18 protein-coding genes are annotated in these 23,352 nt (G+C 68.4%); 9 read left to right on the top strand and 9 right to left on the bottom strand.

Going from position 1 to position 23,352, the window contains the following annotated elements; all coding sequences use genetic code 11:
* Positions 1-300: 300 nt before the first annotated feature.
* The gene (locus VHS75_RS09355; RefSeq protein WP_329638342.1) at positions 301-1,857 is read right to left on the bottom strand and encodes a phospholipase C; all 1,557 of its coding nucleotides are present in this window, start codon (positions 1,855-1,857) and stop codon (positions 301-303) included.
* Between the two features lie 98 nt (positions 1,858-1,955).
* The gene (locus tag VHS75_RS09350) at positions 1,956-2,669 is read right to left on the bottom strand and encodes a rhomboid family intramembrane serine protease (protein WP_329638341.1); all 714 of its coding nucleotides are present in this window, start codon (positions 2,667-2,669) and stop codon (positions 1,956-1,958) included.
* A gap of 120 nt (positions 2,670-2,789) precedes the next feature.
* Between VHS75_RS09350 and VHS75_RS09345 the strand changes: the two genes are divergently transcribed.
* The 3 genes from VHS75_RS09345 to VHS75_RS09335 all read left to right on the top strand — a co-directional run bounded on the left by VHS75_RS09345 (position 2,790) and on the right by VHS75_RS09335 (position 9,043).
* Positions 2,790-5,732: an insulinase family protein gene (locus VHS75_RS09345; protein ID WP_329638340.1), complete on the top strand. Its 2,943-nt coding sequence runs from the start codon at positions 2,790-2,792 to the stop codon at positions 5,730-5,732.
* Between the two features lie 76 nt (positions 5,733-5,808).
* Complete coding sequence (locus tag VHS75_RS09340; protein WP_329638339.1) at positions 5,809-6,870, top strand: 2OG-Fe(II) oxygenase; 1,062 nt, start codon at positions 5,809-5,811, stop codon at positions 6,868-6,870.
* A 55-nt stretch (positions 6,871-6,925) separates the two neighbouring features.
* A complete protein-coding gene (locus tag VHS75_RS09335) occupies positions 6,926-9,043 on the top strand; it encodes an HAD-IIIC family phosphatase (RefSeq protein WP_329638338.1) in 2,118 nt (705 codons plus the stop codon).
* 51 nt (positions 9,044-9,094) lie between these two features.
* Here VHS75_RS09335 and VHS75_RS09330 read toward each other — a convergent pair whose 3' ends face one another.
* Positions 9,095-10,753: a choline dehydrogenase gene (locus VHS75_RS09330; protein ID WP_329638337.1), complete on the bottom strand. Its 1,659-nt coding sequence runs from the start codon at positions 10,751-10,753 to the stop codon at positions 9,095-9,097.
* A 106-nt stretch (positions 10,754-10,859) separates the two neighbouring features.
* Between VHS75_RS09330 and VHS75_RS09325 the strand changes: the two genes are divergently transcribed.
* Positions 10,860-11,672 carry a glycosyltransferase family 25 protein gene (locus VHS75_RS09325; protein WP_329638336.1) on the top strand — a complete coding sequence of 271 codons (813 nt, stop codon included), beginning with the start codon at positions 10,860-10,862 and terminating at the stop codon, positions 11,670-11,672.
* Between the two features lie 4 nt (positions 11,673-11,676).
* Here the strand turns inward: VHS75_RS09325 and VHS75_RS09320 are convergent, their stop codons facing one another.
* Both VHS75_RS09320 and VHS75_RS09315 read right to left on the bottom strand, forming a co-directional pair.
* Positions 11,677-12,459 (bottom strand): enoyl-CoA hydratase-related protein, encoded by a 783-nt coding sequence (locus tag VHS75_RS09320; protein WP_329638335.1) that lies wholly within the window; start codon positions 12,457-12,459, stop codon positions 11,677-11,679.
* Between the two features lie 24 nt (positions 12,460-12,483).
* Positions 12,484-13,011 carry a gamma carbonic anhydrase family protein gene (locus VHS75_RS09315; protein ID WP_329638334.1) on the bottom strand — a complete coding sequence of 176 codons (528 nt, stop codon included), beginning with the start codon at positions 13,009-13,011 and terminating at the stop codon, positions 12,484-12,486.
* Positions 13,012-13,342: 331 nt separating this feature from the next.
* Here VHS75_RS09315 and VHS75_RS09310 point away from each other — a divergent pair, with 331 nt between their 5' ends.
* The 4 genes from VHS75_RS09310 (at position 13,343) to VHS75_RS09295 (ending at position 16,653) form a co-directional block, all read left to right on the top strand.
* On the top strand, positions 13,343-14,107 hold the full coding sequence (locus VHS75_RS09310) for a PhoH family protein (RefSeq protein WP_293366019.1): 765 nt from the start codon (positions 13,343-13,345) through the stop codon (positions 14,105-14,107).
* A gap of 94 nt (positions 14,108-14,201) precedes the next feature.
* Complete coding sequence (locus VHS75_RS09305) at positions 14,202-14,630, top strand: hypothetical protein (protein WP_329638333.1); 429 nt, start codon at positions 14,202-14,204, stop codon at positions 14,628-14,630.
* Positions 14,631-14,722: 92 nt separating this feature from the next.
* A complete protein-coding gene (locus tag VHS75_RS09300) occupies positions 14,723-15,166 on the top strand; it encodes a MarR family winged helix-turn-helix transcriptional regulator (protein WP_329638332.1) in 444 nt (147 codons plus the stop codon).
* Positions 15,163-16,653, top strand: a complete 1,491-nt coding sequence (locus tag VHS75_RS09295) for an MFS transporter (protein ID WP_329638331.1) — start codon at positions 15,163-15,165, stop codon at positions 16,651-16,653. Before VHS75_RS09300 ends, VHS75_RS09295 begins: the two co-directional genes overlap by 4 nt.
* On the opposite strand, the gene VHS75_RS09290 is transcribed toward VHS75_RS09295, so the two are convergent.
* The gene (locus VHS75_RS09290; protein ID WP_329638330.1) at positions 16,650-16,889 is read right to left on the bottom strand and encodes a DUF2188 domain-containing protein; all 240 of its coding nucleotides are present in this window, start codon (positions 16,887-16,889) and stop codon (positions 16,650-16,652) included. The genes VHS75_RS09295 and VHS75_RS09290 overlap by 4 nt on opposite strands.
* A 43-nt stretch (positions 16,890-16,932) precedes the next feature.
* Entirely contained in the window at positions 16,933-18,798 is a 1,866-nt protein-coding gene (locus tag VHS75_RS09285) for an alkyl/aryl-sulfatase (protein WP_329638329.1), read from the bottom strand.
* A 119-nt stretch (positions 18,799-18,917) separates the two neighbouring features.
* Here VHS75_RS09285 and VHS75_RS09280 point away from each other — a divergent pair, with 119 nt between their 5' ends.
* Positions 18,918-21,542, top strand: coding sequence for a M1 family metallopeptidase (locus tag VHS75_RS09280; RefSeq protein ID WP_329638328.1), 2,625 nt, complete (start codon positions 18,918-18,920; stop codon positions 21,540-21,542).
* Between the two features lie 13 nt (positions 21,543-21,555).
* On the opposite strand, the gene VHS75_RS09275 is transcribed toward VHS75_RS09280, so the two are convergent.
* The gene (locus VHS75_RS09275) at positions 21,556-22,596 is read right to left on the bottom strand and encodes a sulfate/molybdate ABC transporter ATP-binding protein (protein ID WP_329638343.1); all 1,041 of its coding nucleotides are present in this window, start codon (positions 22,594-22,596) and stop codon (positions 21,556-21,558) included.
* A gap of 25 nt (positions 22,597-22,621) precedes the next feature.
* Positions 22,622-23,352: sulfate ABC transporter permease subunit CysW (gene cysW, locus VHS75_RS09270; protein ID WP_329638327.1), on the bottom strand; the 731-nt coding region annotated here is incomplete at its 5' end.

Here is a 23,352-nt window from a genome sequence, read left to right as displayed (position 1 = left end):
CGAGGTCCTGGCCCGCCGCATGATCGCCGACATGAACCTCTCCGGCGACCTCACCTTAAGCCTCTGCGAGACGTCTACCGAGCGTGGGGAAGAAGGATCGCGCCAGCCCCCGCTGGCCGACACCGGCTAACTGCGCGCGGCCGCGCGCGAGTCATTCAAACCACCAAGGACACCAAGATCACCAAGACGGCGGTGATGGCCCGTGCGCGGAGCCCGATGGGCCCGCGGCCCCTTGGCGAACTTGGTGTCCTTGGTGGTTCAAAAGACTGAGCCTCCGCTGCCGCGGAGCCTCGGGTCAGCCTAAACCCGGGGCGTGCAGTCGACCGCCGGCAGCGGCGCGGGCGGCGCGAGCGCGGTGTTCAGCGACGGCGAGGCGCGGAAATCGAACATGTCCTCCAGTGTCCAGGCATTGGCGTCGCGCGCCGTCAGATGCTGCGTCTTGCCGTCCGGCCCGGTCAGGAACCGCTTCTCGATCAGCGCCAGCATCGAGGTGTGGTCGGCGATCCGGTGCGAGACGTAGGCCTTCCTGGCGAAGGGTGAGATCACCATCAGCGGCGCGCGGAAGCCGAGCTGGTCGAAGTTGGGACAGGCCGCCGGATAGGGCTTGGCCGGGTCATACTGTGGGCAGATCCCCAGGATCTCGTCATAGGTCGTGCCGATCTTGCGCTCGCGGGCGCAGACGACGCCGCCGCCGGTTTTCCCGGCCGCCGGCGTGACCGGCCCCTCGGCGCAGTCGCCGGGGTTCAACCCGTCCGGCGTGCGTCGTCCCCCTTGCGGCGCCGGCGGCGGCTTCACGTGGTCATAGAAACCGCCGGCCTCGTCGTAGGTGATCAGCACCACGCTATCCTTCCAATACGGCCCGTGGCGCAGATCGTTGAGCAGCTCCGATACCCAGACCTGGCCGCGCTGGATGTCGCTGGATGGATGCTCGTCGCTGTTGGAGCCGTGCTGGAAATAGCCCTTGCGCGCATTGACCCAGACCACGGCCGGCAAGGCCTTGGCGCCCGCCGCGCCATTCAGCCGGTCCAGGAGGTCAGCATGCTTGATGAAGTGCGGGTCGCCCAGGCGCCGGTAGGCCAGGCCCTCCGGGACGTCCTGGAAGGACTCAGCCCAGTCCACGTTGGCGGCGCTCAGGAGGTCGTAGATCGTGCCCTGGGGCGGACGGTAGCCGCCGGCCGGCGCCGACTGCTCCTCATTGGTGATGTGGCCGAAGAACCCGCCCGCCAGATGGAAGGCGTGATTCGGATCGCTGGCCCCCAGGAGCGAGCCGAAATAGCGGTCGCTGATCGCGAACTTCTGGGCCACGTCATAGTAAAAGGGGATGTCGGCCTGGCTGTAGTAGGCCATGGCCCGACCGCCGTCGGCCGGCCCGGTGCGGTGGGTGTCGGGCGCCATGATGTCGTTCTGCATCACGAAGCCGTCGTTCTTCGGATCGCTCAGCGAGCGTTCCGGATGGGCGAAGTTGGCGTCGCGGTGGCTGCCCTGCCACTCGTGATCCAGGTCCGGCGCGATACAGCGGGTGGCGGCGTGGAAGGCGTAGACCTTCCGCCCGTCCGCGTGGGCGTTCCAGTCGTCGCAGCTCAGCGCCCCGTCCGCCGCCAGCCGGCACTTCAGTCCGTCGACGCAGGCGTGGTCCTCCGCCGCGCATGGCCGGCCCTGGTGGTAAGGCGAACCGGGCGCATAGGGCAGCACGCCGAAATAGTGATCGAAGGAGCGGTTCTCCTGGAAGATGACGATGATGTGCTTGAGGTTGGACAGGCCGTTGTCAGGCTTCCCCGCCGCCGCCGCGGGCGCTGCGGAGCCTATCCAGGCCACGGCGATGATCGCCGCCAGTCCCCAAGCCAGAAACCGCCTCATCTGCCCTCCCCTGCGCCGCTCGCGCCTGCCCGTCGCGGAGCCGGACAGAGCCCGCGGGCCCGGTCAAGAGAATGCGCGTGAGATGCGAAGACTTGACGTCAGGCCTTGGGGGCCAGCCGCGCGAACGGTCCGATCAGCAGCACGCCCACGATAAAGCCGGCGATATGGGCCTCCCAGGCGACGCCCGCGTTGCCGGCCCCCGGCAGGAACCAACCGCCTACGAGAGCGATGATCAGGTTGATCGCCACCCACGCGCCGCCCATAGCCAGCACCGGCTTGGAGAAGATGCGCCCCACCCGGCCCTCCCCGCCGATCAGCCGCGCCGAAGCGCCCATCAGTCCCGAAACGGCCCCGGATGCGCCGACCACCAGGGCGTGGCCGCCGGGATGGGCCGCCGCGTAGCCCAGGTTCGCCAGCACGCCGGCCAGCACATAGAAGGCGAAGAACAACAGCGCGCCCTCGATCTTCGGCCCGAACAGCCGAGCCAGCGGGGCGGAGAAGGCCAGGGCGAAGGCGCCGTTCATCATCGCGTGCGCCCAGCCGCCGTGCAGGAAGATCGAGGTGATCACCGTCTCCCAGCGTCCTGGAACCAGGTTCGCCGGCGCAAAGGCATAGGCCGCCAGGATCGCGTCGACCGGGAACAGCGTCTGCACCGCATAGCCGCCGACGATCAGCACCACCACCGCCACGGCCTGCCAGGGCGCGTTGAACACGGGCTCGCGCCCGCGTTGCTCCTCCGCCGGCTGCGGCTCAGGCCCCGGGGACCATTGCGGAGGCTGCGGCGGCGTCTCTTCGAAGCGTGATTCAGTCATCGCTCTCATTTAGGCGGTTTGTCGCAGTTGCGACACCGCCCCCTTCTTGCCTTGCCGCGGCCACTTCGCTTGGCGATGGTGCGCCCATCTGGCTTTCTCGGACGTCTTCAGGACCTTTCTATGATCCGTTCCCTGCGCGCGGGCGCCGCCCTGGCCGCCGTTCTCTCCCTCACCGCGCCCAGCTTTGCGCAGGCCATCGGTCTGCCGCACCTGCCGAAGATCAGCCTGCCCGGCTCCGGCTCCGGCTCCGGCTCCGGCGCGGGCCCGGCGATGGAGAAGCTGCCGCCCGGCGAATGGCCGCAGGCCCATTCCGACGTCCGCGCCGACCCCGACATCCGCTTCGGCTCGCTGCCCAATGGCATGCGCTATGCGATCAAGCGCCAGGCGATCCCGCCGGGCCAGGCGGCGCTGCGCCTGCGCTTCGACGCCGGCTCGCTGATGGAGACCGACGCCCAGCAGGGCCTAGCCCATTTCCTGGAGCACATGGCCTTCAACGGCTCGAAGAACGTGCCCGAAGGCGAGATGGTCAAGATCCTCGAACGCCACGGCCTGGCCTTCGGCGCCGACACCAACGCCCAGACCGAGTTCGACCAGACGGTCTATAAGCTCGACCTGCCCAAAACCGACGACGACACGGTCGACACCTCGCTGATGCTGCTGCGGGAGGCCGCCTCCAACCTGACCATCGCCCCGGACGCCCTGAACCGCGAGCGGGGCGTGGTGCTGTCGGAGGAGCGCGCCAGCGACAGTCCCAGCTACCGCGTGTTCAAGGATCGGCTTGGCTTCGAACTGCCCGGTCAGCGCATGCCGACCCGTCTGCCGATCGGCAAGGTCGAGGTCGTCGAGAAGGCGCCTGCCAGCCTGGTCGCCGACTTCTATCACCACTACTACCGCCCGGAGCGCGCGGTGCTGGTGGCCGTGGGCGATTTTGACCCGGCCGCCATGGAGGCCAAGATCCGCGCCCGATTCGGCGACTGGAAGGCCATGGGCCCAGCCGGCGCCGAGCCCGACCTCGGCAAGGTCGCCGAGCGGAAGAGCGAGGCGAAGGTCGTCGTCCAGCCCGGCACGGCGCTGAACCTGCAGGTCGCCTGGATCCGCCCGCCCGACCTGCGCGCCGACCGCCTGGCCAAGCGCCGCACCGACATCATCGAGCAGCTCGGCTTCAATGTGCTCAATCGCCGGCTTTCGGCGATCGGCCGTTCGCCGCAGCCGCCGTTCATCGCCGCGGCCGCGTTCAAGGCCGACCAGGGACATTCCGCCGAGATCACCACGCTGGCGCTGGCCGCGCCGGCCGATGGCTGGCGCACTGCGCTCGCGTCCGTAGACCAGGAAGAACGGCGCGCTGTCCGTTACGGCGTGCGCCAGGACGAACTCGACCGCGAGATCGCCGAGGAGCGCGCCAGCGCCCAGGCCGCGGTCTCAGGCGCGGCCACCCGCAGGCCTTCTCAGATCGCCGACGAAATCGTCGGCTCGCTGGGCGACCAGGAAGTCGTCACCAGCCCGGCCGACGACCTGGCCCTCTTCGAGTCCGTCGTGAAGGGGCTGAAGGCCGACACGGTGTCTTCGGCTCTGAAGGACGCCTTCGACGGTCAAGGGCCCCTGGTTTTTGTCTCGACGCCCAAGACCATCCCCGGCGGCGAGCCGTCCGTCCTGGCGGAATACGCCTCGACCCAGAAGATGGCCGTGGCGGCGCCCGCGGCCCCGCACGAAGTCGCCTGGCCCTATGCGAGCTTTGGCGCGGCGGGCAAGGTTGCCGACACCAAGGAGGTCGCCGACCTCGACACCGTCTTCGTGCGCTTCGAAAACGGCGTGCGCCTGACAGTGAAGCCGACCAAGTTCCGCGATGACGAGGTGCTGGTGCGCGTCAACGTCGGCGATGGCCTGCAGGACCTGCCCAAGGACCGCCAGAGCCTGGCCTATTTCGGCAACGCCTTCATCGAGGGCGGCCTGAAGCAGATCGACAACGAGGACACCGAGCGGGTTCTGGCCTCCAAGGTCTACGCCGCCCGCTTTGGAGTGGGCGAGGACGCCTTTGTGCTCTCCGGTTCTACGCGCACCGGCGACTTGGCCACCCAGATGCAGGTGCTGACGGCTTACGTCGCCGATCCCGGCTGGCGCAGCGAAGCGTTCAAGCGCCAGCAGACCGCCGGCAAAACCGTCCACGACCAGATGGAAGGCACCGACGGCGGGGTGATCGGCCGCGAGCTCTCCGGCCTGCTGCACGCCGGCGACCGCCGCTTCACCTTCCCCAGCCGCGACGACATCGCCAAGGCCCAACTCACCGACCTGCAGGCCCAGATCGCCCCGCACCTGGCCAACGATCCCATCGAGGTGGTGATCGTCGGCGACGTGACGGTGGACAAGGCCATCGAGGCGGTGAGCCGCACGTTCGGCTCCCTGCCGGCCCGCCGCGCGGCCGAGCCGGTGCCGGCGGGCCAGAAGGCCGTCGGCTTCCCCGCGGCGACGGTCAAGCCGGTGCTGCTTACCCACAAGGGCCGCGCCGACCAGTCCATCGGCTACGTCGCCTGGCCCACCAACGACCTTTGGGCCAACCCCCAGCAGGCCCTGGAAAACGACTTGCTGGGCGAGGTCATGGACCTGCGGCTGATCGACGAGCTGCGCGAGGCGCAGGGCGTCACCTATTCGCCCTCGGTCAGCTACACCCACAGCCTGACCTGGACCGGTTGGGGCTATCTGGCCGCCAGCGTCGAAGTCCCCCCGGCCAAGCTTGACGGCTTCTTCCGCGACGTCGCCAAGATCGCCAGCGACCTGCGCACCACCGATGTCACCCCCGACGAACTGGAGCGCGCCAAGAAACCCCGCCTCGACAAGATCGCGAAGTCACGGGTCACCAACCAGTACTGGCTCTCGGAACTTTCGGGCGCCCAGGCCGATCCGCGGCGGCTGGAGTTCATCCGCCACATTATTCCCGGCACCGAGAAGATCACCGCCGAGGACGTGAAGCGCGCCGCCCAACTGGTGCTGAAAGATGACAAGGCCTACCGGCTGGAGGTCGAGCCTGAGGGCAAGGTGGCGGACGCCGGCTCGACGGGCCGTCCGTAACAATCGAAAGGAATGCGCAATCGGTAAGCCCTGATTCACCAAGACCCTGGATTCTCCAGGGATGGGAGCCAGCGCCTTGCCGTTTTCGATTGGAGACCGCGCGCCCGTGGTTCTCGGCGCCACCGCGTCGGGCCGCTTCTTCTCACTCGACGCCCAGGCCGGTCGCCCGGTGGTGGTGGCCTCGTTGGGCGAACTGCAGCCGGAAGCGGCCGCGCGCCTGCTGGACCGTCTGCGCGCCTCCGCTCCGCTGTTTCAGGCCGCTGGCGTCGACGTGGCGCCGCTGGCGCCCGCCTCGCCCGCCTTCATCGGCCGTTTCGCGACCGATCCGGCCGCCCGCGACGACCTTCTCTATGTGACCACCGGCAACGGCGTCGAGCTGGCCCACGTCGATGGCGTCGCGGCCGGCGTGCTCATCGACCGCAGCGGCCGGGTGGTGGACATCATCGCCCTCGACGAGACAACCGACATCGCCGCCTGGCTGAACGGCTGCGCGCGGCGCATCTGGGCCGAGCCAGCGCAGATCCGCGCCTCGACGGCCCCGGCGCTGATGATCCCCAACATTGCCTCGCCGGAGCTTTGCCGCGCGCTCATCGACCACTTCGAGGGCTCGGTGCATGAGGCCGGCGTCATGGCTTCATTCAAGGACGGGGGCGCCTACGCCAAGCTGGACGAGGACAAGAAGAAGCGCCGCGACACCGAGCTCACCCCCGACATGCCGCTGCATGCCGAGGTCGTGGACCTGCTGGCCAAGCGGGTGATCCCGGAGATCAAGCGCGCCTTCCAGGTCGACATGGCCTTCGCCGACCGCATCCTGATCGCCCGCTACGACGACACCGGCGGCTATTTCAAACGCCACCGCGACAACGCCGCGCCGCATACCGCCTTCCGCGAGTTCGCCATCTCGCTGAACCTCAACACCCACGAATACGAGGGCGGCGAGCTGATGTTCCCGGAATACGACGACCATCGCTACAACCCGCCGGCCGGCGGCGCGGTGATCTTCTCGGCCTCCCTGCTGCATGAGGCCGCGCCCGTGACCAAGGGCAGCCGCTACGTCCTGCTCTCCTTCCTCGGCAGCGCCGCAGCGCAGGCCAAGCTCGACGCCTGGACCGAAAGCCAAAAAGCTATCGCATCTTAACCATCAGGCAGGGGCCGGCCCGTAGCTTCGCAGCACGTCCTCGGAGCTTTGCCGCATGTTGATTCGCCGGTCGACCTACGTCCATCTGACTCCGCTCAGCGAAGACCGCGTGCTGATCGTCCACGCCATCAGCCACCTGCGCCTGGTGGTGGACGCCGAAGTGGCCGGCATCGTGGCCTGGTTCGAGACGCCCCGCGACATGCCGGGCGACCTGGCCGACCTGCGCGCCAATCTGACCATCGACGCCGACACCCTGGCCGGTTGCCTGGCCAGCCTGATGGAGCGCGGCGTGCTCACCGCCGAGGACGCCGCCGGCGAAGCCGCTGCGGTCGCTGAGAAACTCTCCGAACTTCACGGCCGCGATCCCGGCGAGGCGCTCGACCAGCTGCGCCGCCAGGCCGGCGAAGGCTCCAATCCCTACTGGTCCGTCACAGCCGCGCTGGGCGCCGATGACCTGGGCGGCGCCAAGACCCATCGCTGGGATGTTCTGCTGTTCGGCGATTGCGACCTGCAGATGGAGGCCGACTTCCTGCGCCGCGAGGCCGCGGCCCGCGACGTCGACCTGCGCGTGGCCGCCAGCTTCCCCGACGACCTGCGCCTCGCCGCCGAGCGGCCGCACCAGGCGATCTTCATCGGCGCCCTACGCTCCCGCCACCTGGTGGCCAAGGGCACGGCGGCCGACCACGGCGGCGATCCTTCGGCTCTCTATCTCGCCGAAGCGCGCCAGGTGATCGAGGGCCTGCGCGCCGTCAGCGACGCCCCGATCCTGATCGACGGCCTGCCCGAGCCCACCGTCCAACCGCTCGGCCTCGCCGATCGCGGCCCGGGCGGCCACCGCGCCCGCTTCCGCGCCCTCAACCAGGGCCTGGAGGCGCTGGCCGACCAATATGCCGGGGTCTACGTCGTCGACGTGGCCGCCGCGCTCGCCGCCGAAGGCACGGGCCGCCTGCTGGACGACGGCCTGGTCGGCTTCACCCACTTCGGCTCGCCCGGCTGGATGCTGCAGCGGCCTTCCGTCGAGCTACAGGCCGTCCACGGCATCTTCCCCGATACCGCGCCGCTGGAAGCCCTGGTCGGCCCCGACCTTTATCGCCGCGAGGCCATCGTCGCGCGCGCCCATATGGACCTCTTGGCCGTGGTCATGGGCCTCGGCCGCAAGAAGTGCGTGATCCTCGACCTCGACGGCACGCTCTGGCCGGGCGTCCTGGCCGAGACCGGCGCGCCCTTCGCCTGGACGCCGGAGATCAGCGGCCACAACTCCTACATCGGCCTCTACTTCGGCTTCCACGAGGCCCTGAAGGCCCTGAAGCGTCGCGGCGTCCTTTTGGCCTGCGTCAGCAAGAACGACGAGGCCCTGGTCCGTGACCTGTGGAAATACCCCGACCACTATCCGCACGACCGCCTGCTCACCCCCGATGATTTCGTCACCTGGCGGGTGAACTGGGAGGACAAGCCCTCCAACATCGCCTCGATCGCTGAGGAGCTGGGCTTTGCGCTGGACGCCTTCGTGTTCATCGACGACCACCCGGTGGAGCGTGAGCGCGTGCGCCAGGCCCTGCCGCAGGTGGACGTCCTGGGCGAGGACCCGTTCGGCCTGCGCCGCATCCTGCTCACCGATCCGCGCTTCCAGGTCCTGAAGCTCACCGAGGAGTCCGCGGCCCGCACCGATCTGGTGAAGGCCCAGCTCGGCCGCGACCGCCAGCGCGCCGCCGCCGGCGACAGCGAGGACTTCCTGGCCTCGCTCGGCGTGGTCACCACCTTCGAACGGCCGACCGACGGCGCCACGCTGACCCGCGTCGGCGAACTCTTCCAGCGCACGACCCAGTTCAACACCACCGGGCGCACCTTCTCGGAGACCGAGCTGGCGCGTCATGCCGAGGCGGGGAACGTGTTCATCGCCCACTGCCGCGACAAGTTCGGCGACTACGGCCTGGTGGCCGCCGCCGTGGTCGAGGGCTCGGAGATCGCCGCTTTCGTCATGAGCTGCCGGGTCATCGGCCTGAAGGTCGAGCACCAGTTCCTGGGTTTCATCCTCGACGCCCTGGCCGACCGCTGCTCAGAGGTGCTGGGCCAGATCCTCGAGACCCCGCGCAATGGCCCCGTGCGACACCTCTACGCCGACAACGGCTTCGAGCGGGATGGCGCGACCTGGCGTAAGGCGCTCCGGCGCTAACGCCATGATCTGAGCGTCCCGGCTTCCGCCGGGACGAGCCGATGAAGTGGGCTAAGCCGCGACCTTTCCGTCCTCGTAGACCGGCGCATCCTGCGCCGGCAGGAACGCTTTGCCGCGGATCGCGTCGGCGATCTTCTCGGCGATCATGATCGTCGGCGCGTTGGTGTTGCCGCCCACCAGCGTCGGCATGACCGAGGCGTCCACGACGCGTAAGGCCGCGATCCCCTGCACCCGGCACTCCGCATCGACCACCGCCATCGGATCGCCCGCCGCGCCCATGCGGCAGGTGCCGACCGGGTGATAGATCGTCTCGCCCATCTTCTTGATCCAGGCGTCGATTTCCGCGTCGGTCTGCACCGCCGAGCCCGGCGCGTATTCCTCGGTGATGTAGGGCGCGAGCGCCGGCTGGGCCGCCACCTTGCGCATCATCTTCACGCCCTCGCGCAGCGCGCGGCGATCCTCCTCGGCGGCCAGGTAGTTGGCGAAGATCGCCGGGTCGGCCAGCGGGTCCGCCGAGCGCAGGCCGATCCGCCCGCGGCTCTCGGGCCGCAACTGACAGACATGGAAGGTGAAGCCGTCCTTCTCCACCGAGACCTTGCCGTGGTCTTGCATGATCGCCAGCACCGTATGGACCTGCAGGTCGGGCCGGTCGAGATCGGGCCGTGAGCGCAGGAAGGCGCCGCTCTCCAGCCCCTGCGTCCGCCCGAGACCCTTACCGAACAGCATGTAATTCAGGCCGATGCCGAGGGTCTTCAGCAGGCCTTTGCGCATGGAATAGAGCGTGATCGGCTTGGGGCAGATCCACGACATGCAGACGTCCAGGTGGTCCTGCAGATTGGCGCCGACGCCCTTCAGCGCCTTGACCACCTTGATCCCGTGGGCCGCCAGCTCCTCCGGGTCGCCGACGCCGCTGAGCTGCAGGATATGCGGCGACTGCACCGCGCCGGCGCAGAGCAGCACCTCGGCGTCGGCGCCGACGATCCGCTTGGCCTTGGCCTTGTCGTCATAGATTTCGACACCAGTCGCGCGGCCGTCTTCGACGATGATGCGGGTGGTCCGCACGCCGGTCAGGCAGGTCAGGTTCGGCCGGTCCAGAACCGGGTGCAGGTAGCCTCGCGCCGCGCTCCAGCGCACGCCGTCGCTGATCGTCAGTTGATAGGGCCCGAAACCTTCCTGCTGGAAGCCATTGAAATCGTTAGTCAGCGGATAGCCCGCCTCACCACCTGCCTGGATCGTCGCGCAATAGACCGGATTGACCGAGGGCGCCTTGGTGACCTTCAGCGGGCCCTCGCCGCCATGCCAGGCGTCGTCGCCGCCCTCGAACGCCTCGGATTTCTTGAAGTAGGGCAGCACGTCGGCATAGCCCCAGCCGGGCAGGCCCATCTGTCGCCACTGGTCGTAGTCACGGGCGTGGCCACGGATGTAGATCATCCCATTGATCGACGACGAGCCGCCCCAGCCCTTCCCACGCGGCCACCAGAGCCTGCGGTCGTTGAGGTTGGGTTCCGGCTCGGTCCAGAAGCCCCAGTTCGCCGGCCCCGCCTTGCCGATCAACCCGCCGACGCCGGCCGGCATCTTGATCATCAGGGAATTGTCCTTGCCGCCGGCTTCCAGCAGCAGGACCCGCTTGGCCCCGTCCTCCGTCAACCGATTGGCCAGGACACAGCCGGCCGAGCCCGCGCCGATGATGATGTAGTCGTAGCGATCCATGGGCTTCCCGAACTCGTCCCTGAACACTGGTTAGTTGCGGTCGAACCTGACGCAGGCGTCATCTTGTGGCAAGGGCGTCTAGGGGCCCGCGTGTTAGAGAGACCGGATGAAAGCCTGCATGTTCATCAACCTGTCCGCCGCCGAGGAGCGGCGGCGCGGCCTCGAAGCCTCCTTCGCCCTGGCGGCCGCCGGTGACTGGCGACTGCACCGCTTCGCGGCGCGCGGGCCGGCCGATGTCGCGGCGATCGGCGGGACGCTCACGCCCAAGGAAAAGGCCTGCTTCGTCAGTCACCGCGCCGCGCTCGGCGAACACCTGGCCGGTGACGATCCGGTGCTGATCGTCGAAGACGACGCGGTTTTCTCGCCCCAGGCCTTCGGCGTGCTCGACGGCCTGCTGACCCATGGCGGCGACTGGGACCTGCTCTTCACCGACGCCGCGCTCTGCGACTTCAACCTGATGGTCCACCTGGCCGCCCGCCGCGACGGTATGACGGCGCGCGGCGAGTACCTGCCCGTCGACCTCAAGGGTCGCTCGTATTTCGGCGCCACGGCCTATGCGGTGCGCGGCTCATCCAAACGCCCCCTCCATGAAGCGCTCGCCGCCGCGACGGAGCTCAATCAGCCCTATGACCTCTTCCTGCGCGACCTGATCCATTCGGGGCAGTTCAAGGCCGCGGTCGTCTTCCCCTTTGTGACCTCGCTGTCGCCGCAGGCCGACGGCTCGCAGATCCAGGGCGGTGACACGGCCGTCTTCGACCAGACCCTGAACGCCTATCGCCGGCTGATGTATGTCGCCCGCGACCTCGGCCAGTGCCGCGCCGATGCCGAGCGGCTGGCCGCGCACACCGACGAGACGTCGCGCCTGGTCGGTGGCGTCTTCGCCGCCATCGTCTCGCCGGCGTTTCCGCTGGACCGGTGAGCGCCTAGCGCCCCTTCCACTGCGGGGGCCGCTTCTGGGAGAACGCGAGCGGCCCCTCGACGAAGTCCTCGCTGCCGATCAGGGCCTGGATCGCCGGATAGCTGCGCTGGCCGGCCATCGCCGCCTCCAGGCTGGGTTCGTCCAGGCCCTGGTAGACCGCCTCTTTCGAGGCCCGGATCGACATCGGCGACAGCTCCATGATCTGCCCGGCCCAGCGCCGCGCCGCCGCCATCAGCTCGCCCGGCGCGACTACCTCATTGACGAAGCCGAGCTCGTGGCCCTCCGCCGCCGACACCCGCCGGCCGGTCAGGATCATGCCCATCGCCCGCTTGGTCCCGATCGCCCGCGGCAGCCGGTGCAGGCCGCCGGCCAGCGCCGCCAGGCCCACCCTGGGCTCCGGCAGGGCGAACACCGCCGCCTCCGACGCCACGATGATGTCGCAGGCCAGCGCGATCTCGAAGCCGCCGCCCATGGCCACCCCGTTCACCGCCGCGATCACCGGCTTGGTCAGGTCGAAGCGCGTCGTGAGCCCTGCGAATCCGGACGGCGGATTGCCCATCTTGCCGCCGCTGGCCTGGTGCTTCAGGTCGTTGCCCGCCGAGAAGGCCCGATCGCCCGCCCCGGTGACGATGGCCACCCACTGCTCCGGATCCGCCGCGAAGGCGTCGAACACCTGCGCCAGCTCGAAGTGCGCCGGCGAATGCAGGGCGTTCATCACCTCCGGCCGATTGAGGGTGACGAGGGTCAGCTGCCCGTCCCGCTCCACCTGCACGAATTCATAGGCCATGGCGTCCTCCTCGTTCTTGTTGTCTCACAGCTCCCTAAGCTCTCGCCGATAGCGCTTCCAGTTCTCGACGTAGTGCGCCGCGCCGCCGGCCAGCATCATCGCCTGCTCCGGGCTGATCTCGCGCACCACCTTGCCGGGCGCGCCCATGACCAGGGAGTTGTCGGGAATCTCCTTGCCCTCGGTGATCAGGCAGTTGGCGCCGATCAGGCAGTTCTTCCCGATCCTGGCCCCGTTCAGGACGATCGAGCCGATCCCGACCAGGGAATTGTCGCCGATCGTACAGCCGTGCAGCATCACCATGTGCCCGACCGTCACATTGGCCCCGATGGTCAGCGGGGAGCCGGTGTCGGTGTGCAGCACCGAGCCGTCCTGCACGTTGGAGCCTTCCCCCACCACGATAGGATCGTTGTCGCCACGTAGAGTTGCGTTCCACCACACGGACGCGTTCTTCTTGAGAATCACTCGCCCCATAACGGATGCGTTGGGGGCAATCCAGTATTCGTCATCGTTCGGTAATTCAGGTGTCACATTGCCTAAGTTGTAGACGCTCATCCGCACACCCCGTTTCTTGCGACAATCCGTCCATTTAACACTTACGAAACCAAGTTAGGATCATTCTAGTCGGGCGATTCGAGGGGGCGATAGCCTTCCCGGAGTCCGCTGCGGGGCCGAACCATCGGTCCTGTGTCTCGCGCTGGACGGAGTTGATGGCGCTGAGTGTGTTGTCTCCTCGGATCTTCGGATCCGGACCGGCATCCTGGGAAGAGCCCCCGGGCCTCGCACGCCGACTGCTTCGATTCATCCCCGACCATCCAAGGGCGCTCCATTGCGGAGACGCCCTTTTTTCTTGCCCCCCAATCCTCGGGGACAATGGAGGCTTTTGATGAGCAAGCGAGCCCTGAAGCGACAGCTGCGCGAAGGCGCGTTCGACGCCGGCCAGTTCGAGGGCGACGATAAGATCCGCCGGCTCCCCGTCGACAGGGGCTGGTCGCCGCTGGCGCATCACAACGACGATCGCGAGCAGAGCTACGTCAAGACCATCAAGGCCAAGTCTCCTGGCCAGCAGGAACTGATCGACGCCATCGACGCCAAGAACCTGGTCATGGCGCTGGGCCCGGCCGGCACCGGCAAGACCTACCTGGCCATCGCCAAGGCCGTGGAGGCACTGGAAGCGGGCTCGGTCGGCCGCATCGTCCTGTCGCGCCCCGCCGTGGAAGCCGGCGAAAGCATCGGCTTCCTGCCCGGCGATGCGGAGGACAAGCTCGCGCCCTATCTGCGCCCGCTCTACGACGCGCTCTCCGATCGCCTGTCGATGAAGCGGGTCCGTGCGCTGATGGCGGAAGGCGCCATCGAGATCGCCCCCGTCGGCTTCATGCGCGGCCGCACGCTGAACAATGCCTTCGTGGTGATCGATGAGGCGCAGAACTGCACCTACACCCAGCTGAAGATGCTGCTAACCCGCCTGGGCTGGCACTCGACGATGGTGGTGACTGGCGACCCCGACCAGTCGGACCTGTTGCCGGAATTCTCGGGCCTCAGGACCGTCGCCGAGAAGCTCTCCACCCTCCCCAACATCGCCGTCGTCCGTCTCGCTGACCGCGACATCGTCCGCCACCCGCTGGTGGCGGAGATGCTCGGGGTGCTCTGAACGCAGCACGATCTCCCGGGCGGCCATGGACGCGAGTTAATTTGCGCCGCCCGGTGATCGCCTCGATGGTTGCGGACTGAAGGAGACCGCCGCCATGCGTCAGAATCACAGCCGCGCCGTCGTCGCCGCTCGACCCACCGCCCAGCGCGTGAGCTTGAGCATGATGACGCTTCTGCTGCTGACCCTCCTGCTTGTCCCGCGCCTCGGCCACGCCGCGCCGCCCGCCAAGGATGACGTCCTGGGCCGTTGGGTTGCGGACAGGGCTCAGCCGGACCTGGACTACACGGTCAGGGCGGGCCCCGACGGCAAGTTGATCGTCGAAGTGCCCGCCAAGGCTGTGGGCCGGCCGAAGGGCGAGACCGTGATGCTCGATCGGGTTGGCCCGGCCGAATTCGCCACGCCGAAAGGTGGCAAGACCCATGCGAGCTTCAAGCTCTCAGGACCGCGCCGCGCCGAGTTCAAGATGATGTTGAACCGGCCGGACGCCTTCAACCTCACCGACCAATTGCTCGAGCGACCCTAGGCCACCGGCTCGCGCCGACTTGATCCGGCGCACGCATATACGTATAGATAGTTCGGCAACCTAACTATCTTGCGTGAGTCCCTTTCATGCCTGTGGCGCTGGCCGAATCCGAAGACATCTTCGCGCTCGCCGAGGCGCTTCGCGGCCCGCTGCTGCGCGCCTCGCGCAAGTTGCGCCACGAGGGGCAGAAGGCCGGCCTCTCCGCCCAGGAAACGCTGATCCTCGGCTATCTGAAGAAGAACCCCGGCGCGGGCGTCTCGGAGCTCGCCGACTTCGAGCAAATTTCGCGTCCCACCATGTCCAGTCACGTGAAACGCATGGAGGCCGCGGGTTGGCTGGTGAGGGCCGATCACGCCGAAGACGGCCGCCGCCAGGGGTTGACCGTCACGCCGGCCGGCGTGCGCAAGCACGAGGCCATCCAACGCCGCCGCAACGATTGGCTCGCCGCCCAGCTTCTGCGCCTGACGCCGGAAGAGCGTGACCACCTGGCCGCCGCCGCCACGCCGCTGCGCAAGCTGTCGAGCGTCGACGCATGAGCACGCGCGCCGAAGAGGTCCTGGTCGACGACGTGCTCGACGAAGGCGGCGCCGACGCCGCGGCCGTGCTCAACGAAGGCCGCGACGCAACCCTGCGCGGCTGGGTGATCCCGGCGATCATCGGGATGGCCCTGATGATGCAGACGCTGAACGCCACCTCGATCAACAACGCCCTGCCCGCGATGGCGCGCGCCATGCATGTCGAGCCGCTCAGGCTGAACCTCGCCATCACCATGTACCTGCTGGCCTCGGCGGTGTTCCTGCCGATCTCGGGCTGGATGGCCGACCGCTTCGGGGCCAAGAAGATCTTCATGGTGGCGATGGTGTCCTACGCCCTCACCTCCGCGGCCTGCGGCTTCGCCAACAACCTGACCGAACTGGTGATCTTCCGCCTGGCCCAGGGCTGCGCCGGGGCCATGATGGGCCCCGTCGGCCGCCTGGTGCTCCTGCGCACCACGCCCAAGAGCGAGCTCGTGGGCGCCATGTCGGTGGTCACCATGCCCGCCTTGCTGGGGCCCGTCGTGGGCCCGGTGCTGGGCGGCGCCATCGTCACCTTCGTGAGCTGGCGCTGGATCTTCTTCCTGAACCTGCCGATCGCGCTGGCCGGGCTCTTCCTGGTCCGCGCCTTCGTGCCCAACGTGAAGGAGCAGGACGTCTCGCCGATCGATTGGCCCGGCATCTTCCTCTCCGGCTTCGGCCTGGCCGGCCTGATCTTCGGCTTCGAGAACCTCGGCCGCAACGCGATGCCGCCCGTCGCCGTCGCCGGCCTGTTCGCCGGAGGCTTTGCCTGCCTTGGCCTCTACTGGGCGCACGCGCGCAACAATCCGCACGCCATCATCGACCTTGCCATCTTTCGGATCGCCACGTTCCGCGCCTCGGTGCTGGGCGGCGCCTTCTTCCGCCTGGTGCCGGGCGCGACGCCGTTCCTGCTGGCCATGCTGCTACAGGTGGGCTTCGGCATGAGCGCCTTCGCTGCGGGCCTGATGACCTTCATCTCGGCGGTCGGCGCGCTGGTCATGAAGACCACCGCGCCGCCGATCCTGCGGCGCTTCGGCTTCCGCTCGGTGCTGATCGTCAACGGGGTGATCTGCGCGGCGACCTACATGATCTACGCCTTCTTCCGCATCGACACGCCGCACTGGATCATCATGGCGACGCTGGCGATCGGCGGCTTCTTCCGCTCGCTGCAGTTCACCAGCCTGAACGGCATGGCCTACGCCGATCTCGAACAGGCCCAGATGAGCCGCGGCACCACCACCGCCTCCATGGCCCAGCAGTTCATCCAGTCGGTCAGCGTCGGCGTGGCGGCGACCCTAGTGCACTTCCTGATGGTCCGCCGTGGCGAGACGCACCTGACCGGCGCCGCCGTCGCCCCGGCCTTCGCCATCATCGGCGCGGCCACCCTGGTGTCGCTCTATTGGTTCTTCCGCCTGCCCGCCAACGCCGGCGACGAGATGAACAATCGCGGCCTCGCGAAAGCCGTCTAGCCCTCGACGTCGGTCCAGGGCCGGTCCTGGCCGTCGGACAGCTCCTCGCGCCACTCGCCGTTGGCGTCTTCATAGACGATCCCGTGGGTGTCGCCAGCGATCCGCTGCTCACCCGCCGCGCGCCGCGCCGCCTTCAGCGCCGCGTCGTGGCTCGGGAAGGTCTCCGAATAGGTGCCGTCCGCGCGGTAGGCCCAGCCGCCGTCATGTTGGACGATGTGATAGGTGACGTGGCTCATCGATGGTCTCCGGCGAAGCTCAGAGCCCTACATGGCCCGTCCGTCACGGCGCGACAATCTCGAACCAGAAATCGAAGCGGTCCAGTAGCGGCAGGAGCTGGCCCAGCACCGCCGCGCCGTCACCCGAGACCCCACCTTCGGCCAGGGCCTTGTCCAGGGTCGTCTCGCCGATCACCAGGGCGATCAGCACCGGTCGCGTCAGCGAAACCGCCGGACCGCCGTCGCCCGCCACATGATGCAGCACCGCGTTCTCGACGCTGACCGCGAACCGCTCGCCGGTGTCGGTGAAGACCATCGTCAGCGCCAGGTCGGCCGCCGCGCCGGCCTTCGCCCCATTCAGCCGCACCGACAGGCTGTCGAGCAGGTCGTCGGCCGGCAGCGACCGCAATTGCCCCGCCGCCCCTTGCCGCGGCGTCTCTGACTTCGGCCGCGGAGTGCGCAGCTCCTGCGCCCCGGTCAGGTAGAAGGCCCGCCAGGGCCCGCTCTCCGCCTGATAGCCCATCTGCTCCAGGGCGTCGGCCTGTAGCGCCCGGGCCTCGGCGTTGGCCGGGTCGGCGAACACCAGGTGGTTCACCAGCTCCGCCACCCAGCGGTATTCGCCGCGCCCGAACGCCGCCTTCGCCTTCGCCAGCAGCGCCTTGGCGCCACCCGCCAGATCGACGTAGCGCGCGCCGACGTCCGTCGGCGGCAGCTTGTGCAGGTTGGCCGGATTGCCGTCGAACCAGCCGAGATAGCGCTGATAGACCGCCTTGGCGTTGTGATTGAGCGTCCCGTAGTAGCCGCGCGTGTGCCACTCGGCCGCCAGGCTGGGCGGCAGCGCCAGGTCCGCAGCGATCTCGCTCGGGGTCAGGCCATGGTTGGCCATCCGCAGCACCTGATCGTGGATGTATTTGTAGAGGTCGCGCTGCTGTTTCAGGAAGCGGGCGGCCTCGCCTGCCCCCCAACGCGGCCAGTGGTGGCTGGCGAACAGCACCTCGGTGTCGCCGGCGAACATCTCGACGGCCTCGTTGATGTAGTGGCTCCAGGCCCGCGCATCGCGCACCTGGGCGCCGCGCGGCGTGTAGATGTTGTGCAGATGGCAGGTGCAGTTCTCCGCCATGCAAAGCGCCCCGAAAGCGGGGAAGAAGAAATTCATCTCCGCCGGCGCCTCGGTGTCCGGCGTCACCTGGAAGACGATCTCGACGCCATCGATCGTCAGCCGCTCGCCGGTCCGGCTGATGCTCACCGTCGGCGGGACAAGGCTGACCTGTCCCATGGACACCGCCTTGCCGAGGCCGGAGTCCACGTGGCCCTTGGGGTCCTTCGGCAGGGTCGCGCCGTACATGTAGGTCGCGCGCCGGCCCATGGCGTTGCCGGCCATGACGTTCTCGCTGACCGCCGCCCGGAGGAAGCCCTCCGGCGCCACAATCTGCATGCCGCCGGCGATGTCGTCGTCGCTCAGCACGCCGCGCACGCCGCCGTAGTGGTCGACGTGGCTGTGGGTGTAGACCACCCCGGTCACCGGCTTGTCGCCGCGATGCTCGCGCATCAGCTTCAGCGCCGCCGCCGCCGGCTGCGCCGAGGTCAATGGGTCGATGACGAGATAGCCCCGCTCGCCCTCAATGAAGGTGATGTTAGAGATGTCGAAGCCACGCACCTGATAGACGCCGCGGCCGACCTCGAAGAGCCCGTGCAGCGCGTTGAGCTTCGCCTGCCGCCAGAGGCTGGGATTGACCGTGTCCGGCCGCTCGCCCTCCAGGAAGGCGTAGGGCGCCATGCTCCAGGCGCCGGGGATTTCAGCGTTCGGAATCGTGCCGATGAAGCCGCGCTTGGCCTTATCGAAATCCGATCCGTCGTCAGCCGGCAGGCTCGCCGCCAGCGCCGCGTGCGCCGCGATCGTGGCTGCCGTCGCGTCCTTGCGTTGGTCCATCTACGTGGCCCTCCCGAGCCAGCCTTAGCATGCAAAGCCGGTTGCAAAAGCGCCTAGGCGAAGCGTCCCGCCCTGCCTAAGGTCGGCGCAAATTTTCGCCCTCGATGAGGCAGTAGCTTATGAAATTCATCCCCGTTCTTGTCGCCGTGCTAGTGGCCGTCAGCGCCCCGGCCTGGGCTGCGTCGACGCACAGCAAAACCGCCAAGACGAAGGCCTTCCCGCCGCATGTCTCCCTGCCGACCAACGTTACGCCGGACCGCTACGAGATCACCATCACGCCCGACGCCGAGCATCTGAAGTTCAGCGGCCAGGAGCGCATCGCGCTGACTGTGAAATCGGCCACCGACCGCATCGTGCTCAATGCCGCCGACATCGCCTTTCAGAGGGCCGCCCTCTCCGACGAGACGGCGGCGCCGAAGATCATCCTCGACAAGGACCAGCAGACCGCCACCTTCGCCTTCGGCCATCCGCTGAAGCCCGGCCACTACACACTGAGCCTCGACTACACCGGCGTGATCTACGAGCAGGCCTCGGGCCTCTTCGCCCTCGACTACACTGGAGACGGTGGCAAGAAGCAGCGGGCGATCTTCACCCAGTTCGAGAACTCCGACGCCCGGCGGTTCATCCCCTCATGGGACGAGCCGGGCGTGAAGGCCGTCTACGCCCTGACGGTCGAGGCGCCCGCCGACCAGATGGCGGTCTCTAATATGCCGGTGGCGGAGGCAAAGCCGGGCGCCGGCGGCCTCACCGTCACCCGCTTCCCCGACACCCCGAAGATGAGCTCCTACCTGCTGTTCTTCGCCCTGGGCGACTTCGAGCGCATCCACAGACAGGTCGGCAAGACCGACGTCGGCGTGATCGTACGCAAGGGCAAGACTGCCCAGGCACAGTTCGCCCTCGACGCCGCCACCGAGATTCTGCCCTGGTACAATGACTATTTCGGCACGCCCTACCCGCTGCCCAAGCTCGACTTCATCGCCGGACCCGGCCGGAGCCAGTTCTTCGCCGCCATGGAGAACTGGGGCGCCATCTACTATTTCGACTACGCCCTGCTGATCGATCCGAAGCTCTCCACCGAGCAGGACAAGCAGACCGTCTACGTCGATATCGCCCACGAGATGGCTCACCAGTGGTTCGGCGATCTGGTGACCATGGCCTGGTGGGACGACCTGTGGCTCAACGAGGGCTTCGCCTCCTGGATGGAGAACAAGACCACCGACCACTTCCATCCCGAGTGGAAGATCTGGCTGCAGACCAAGGGCGGCGAACAGGCCGCCATGCGCACCGACTCGCGCAACGGCAGCCATCCGGTGATCACCCCGATCCACGACGTCTTCGCCGCCGCCAACGCCTTCGACGGCATCACCTACGAAAAGGGCCATTCGGTCATCCACATGCTGGAGGACTATGTCGGCCCCGACGTCTTCCGCGCCGGCGTCCGCAACTACATCGCCCACCACGCCTATGGGAACACGGTCACTGACGACCTGTGGACCGAGATCGACAAGGTCTCGCCCAAGAAGATCACCGCCATCGCCCACGACTTCACCCTGCAGGCCGGCGTGCCGCTGATCTCGATCGACCGCGGCGCGGATGGGGTGCGATTGACCCAGAGCCGTTTCGGCGCCGACGAAGCCTCCAAGGCGCCGCGCAGCTGGCGCGCGCCGGTGACCGTCGGCGGCCTCGGCCAGCCCTGGCGCACGGTGGTCAGCGCTTCATCCTCGGCGATCAAGGCCGCGCCGGCCTCGGCCACACCCCTCGTGAACGCCGGCCAGACCGGCTATTTCCGCAGCCGCTATTCGCCGGAGCTGGAGACCCGCATCGTCGCGGCGTTCCCCAAGCTCGCCGGGGAAGATCAGCTCGGGCTGATCTACGACAGCCGCGCCATCGGCGAGGCCGGCTACGCGCCCCTTACGGACTTCCTGGTGGTCGCCGGGCAGGCGCAGGACGCCCAGGACCCGGTCGTGCTCCAGGCGCTGATCAACCAACTCGACGGGATGGACGACAACTATAAGGGGCTGCCGACCCAGGCCGCCTTCCGCGCCTTCGCCCGCGCCCGCCTGGCGCCGGCCTTCGCGCGCCTGGGCTGGGACGCCAAACCAGGCGAGTCCGACAACGCCGCCCTGGTCCGCCGCACCCTCCTCTCGGCCCTCGGCAAGCTCGACGACCCCGCTGTGGTCGCCGAAGCGCGCCGCCGTTTCGCGGCCCTGCTCGCCAACCCCGACAGCCTGCACGGCGCAAGCCGTCTGACGGTGCTGCAGATCGTGGCTGACCACGCCGACGCGACGGTCTGGGACCAACTTCACGCGCTCGCCCAGGCCTCAACGGAAAACACCGACCGCAGCCGGCTCTACAGATATCTTGGCGCCAGCCACGACCCGGTCCTGGCCGACAAGGCCCTGGCCCTGGCGCTCACCAAGGAGCCGCCACCCACCGATGCGCCGAACCTGATCAGCGGCGTCGCCGGCGTCTTCCCGGACAAGGCCTACGACTTCGCGGTCGCCCACCGCGCCGAGGTCGACGCCATGGTCGAGCCCACCAGCCGCACCAATTTCTTCGCGGGCCTGGCCAGCGGGTCCCTCAGTCCGGACATCGTCGCGAAGCTGAACACCTTCGCGCAGACCGTGCCGGCCTCGGCGCGGCCCTCGATCACCCGCACCATCGCGACGATCAACTACCGGCAGGACATCATCAAGAACCGGCTGCCGGACGTGGATCGCTGGCTGGCGGCCCATCCCGGCTGATCGGGCGGGCTGATCAGGCGGCGGCGTAGATCTTTGGCCGCAGCGGCTTGATCCGCAGCGACAGGCCCGGCGCGACCCCGCTGGGGACGCCCGGTCCGCGCGCCTCCAGCTCGAACAGCTGGCCCTCGATCAGGCATTCGATCCGGGCGTCGGGCCCGCGCTGGACGACGGCCTTGACCTCGCCGGCCAGCCCGGCCCCATCGAGCGGCGCGAACATCACCTCGTCGGGGCGAAAGAACACGTCGACGCGGCCCTGCGGGGCGTCCGCCGGCGCCTTGGTCTCCCAGTCGGCCACCGTCAGCCGTTCGCCCTCGACCACGCCCGGCAGGCGGCACGCCGCGCCCAGGAAGTCGTAGACGAAGGCGTCGGCGGGCTTGTCATAGACCTCGTTGGGCGTGCCGAGCTGGATGAGCTGGCCATCCTTCAGGATCGCCACCCGGTCGGCCAGGTCCAGGGCCTCTTCCTGGTCATGGGTCACGAAGACCGTGGTGACGCCGGCGCGGTCATGCACCTCGCGCAGCCAGCGGCGCAGCTCGCGCCGCACCTGGGCGTCCAGAGCCCCGAACGGCTCGTCGAGCAACAGCATCTTCGGCTCGATCGCCAGCGCGCGCGCCAGCGCCACCCGCTGCCGCTGCCCGCCGGAGAGCTGCGCCGGGAAGCGACCGCCCAGTCCCTCAAGCTGCACCAGCGACAAGAGGTCGGCCACCCGGTCGGCGGTCTCCGACTTCGAGGGCCGCTCGCGGCGCGGCCGCACGGTCAGGCCAAAGGCGATGTTCTGGGCCACGGTCATGTGGCGGAAGAGCGCGTAGTGCTGGAAGACCATGCCGACCCTGCGGCGGCGCACGGGGATGCTCAGGAAGTCCTCGCCGTCGAAACGCACCTCGCCCGCGTCGGGCCGCTCCAGCCCCGCCAGCACGCGCAGCAGCGTCGTCTTGCCCGAGCCCGAGGGGCCGAGCAGCGCCAGGAATTCCTTGTCCCGCGCCTGCAGCGACACGTCGTTCAGCGCCGGAAAGCGCCCGAACGACTTCGATATGCCGCTGATTTCCAGCGACAGCGGCGACTTCCCACGTTTTTGGGCATCAATGTCGGCGGTTGGCAGCGAGTTCTCCGGCATGTCGCCATTCGAGTCCGGTCTTGAGGACCAGGGTGATGAGCCCGAGGGAGGCCAGGAGGCTGGCCGCCGCGAAGGCGCCGACGAAGTCATAGTCATTGTAGAGCACCTCGACGTGAAGCGGGAGCGTAGTGGTGAGGCCGCGGATGTGGCCGGAGACGACGGAGACGGCGCCGAACTCGCCCATCGCCCGCGCATTGCACAACAGAACGCCATAGAGCAGCGCCCAGCGGATATTCGGCAGGGTGATCCGCCAGAAGGTGGTGAAGCCGCCGGCGCCCAGGGTGAGCGCCGCGGCCTCCTCGTCCGAGCCCTGGTCCTGCATCAGCGGGATCAGCTCGCGGGCGAGAAAGGGGAAGGTCACCAGGATGGTCGCCAGGACCAGGCCGGTGGTGGCGAAGATGATCTTGATGTCGTGGTCGATGAGCCAGGTCCCGAACCAGCCCTGGGCCCCGAACAGCAGCACCCAGACGAGGCCGGAAATCACCGGCGAGAGGGAGAGCGGCAGGTCGATCAGAGTGAGCAGGAAGGCGCGGCCCCTGAAGTCGAAACGGGCGATCGACCACGCGGCGGCGAGACCGAAGGCGGCGTTGACCGGCACGGCGATGGCGGCGACCAGCAGCGTGAGACGAATCGCCGCCAGCGCATCCGGCGTCACGATGGCGGCGAGGAACGGCGCCACCCCGCCGGCGAGCGCCT

The organism is Phenylobacterium sp. (assembly GCF_036264965.1).
Lineage (GTDB): Bacteria > Pseudomonadota > Alphaproteobacteria > Caulobacterales > Caulobacteraceae > Phenylobacterium.
The sequence above is the reverse complement of the archived record's forward strand: the minus strand, read 5'-3'. Positions and strand labels throughout refer to the sequence as shown.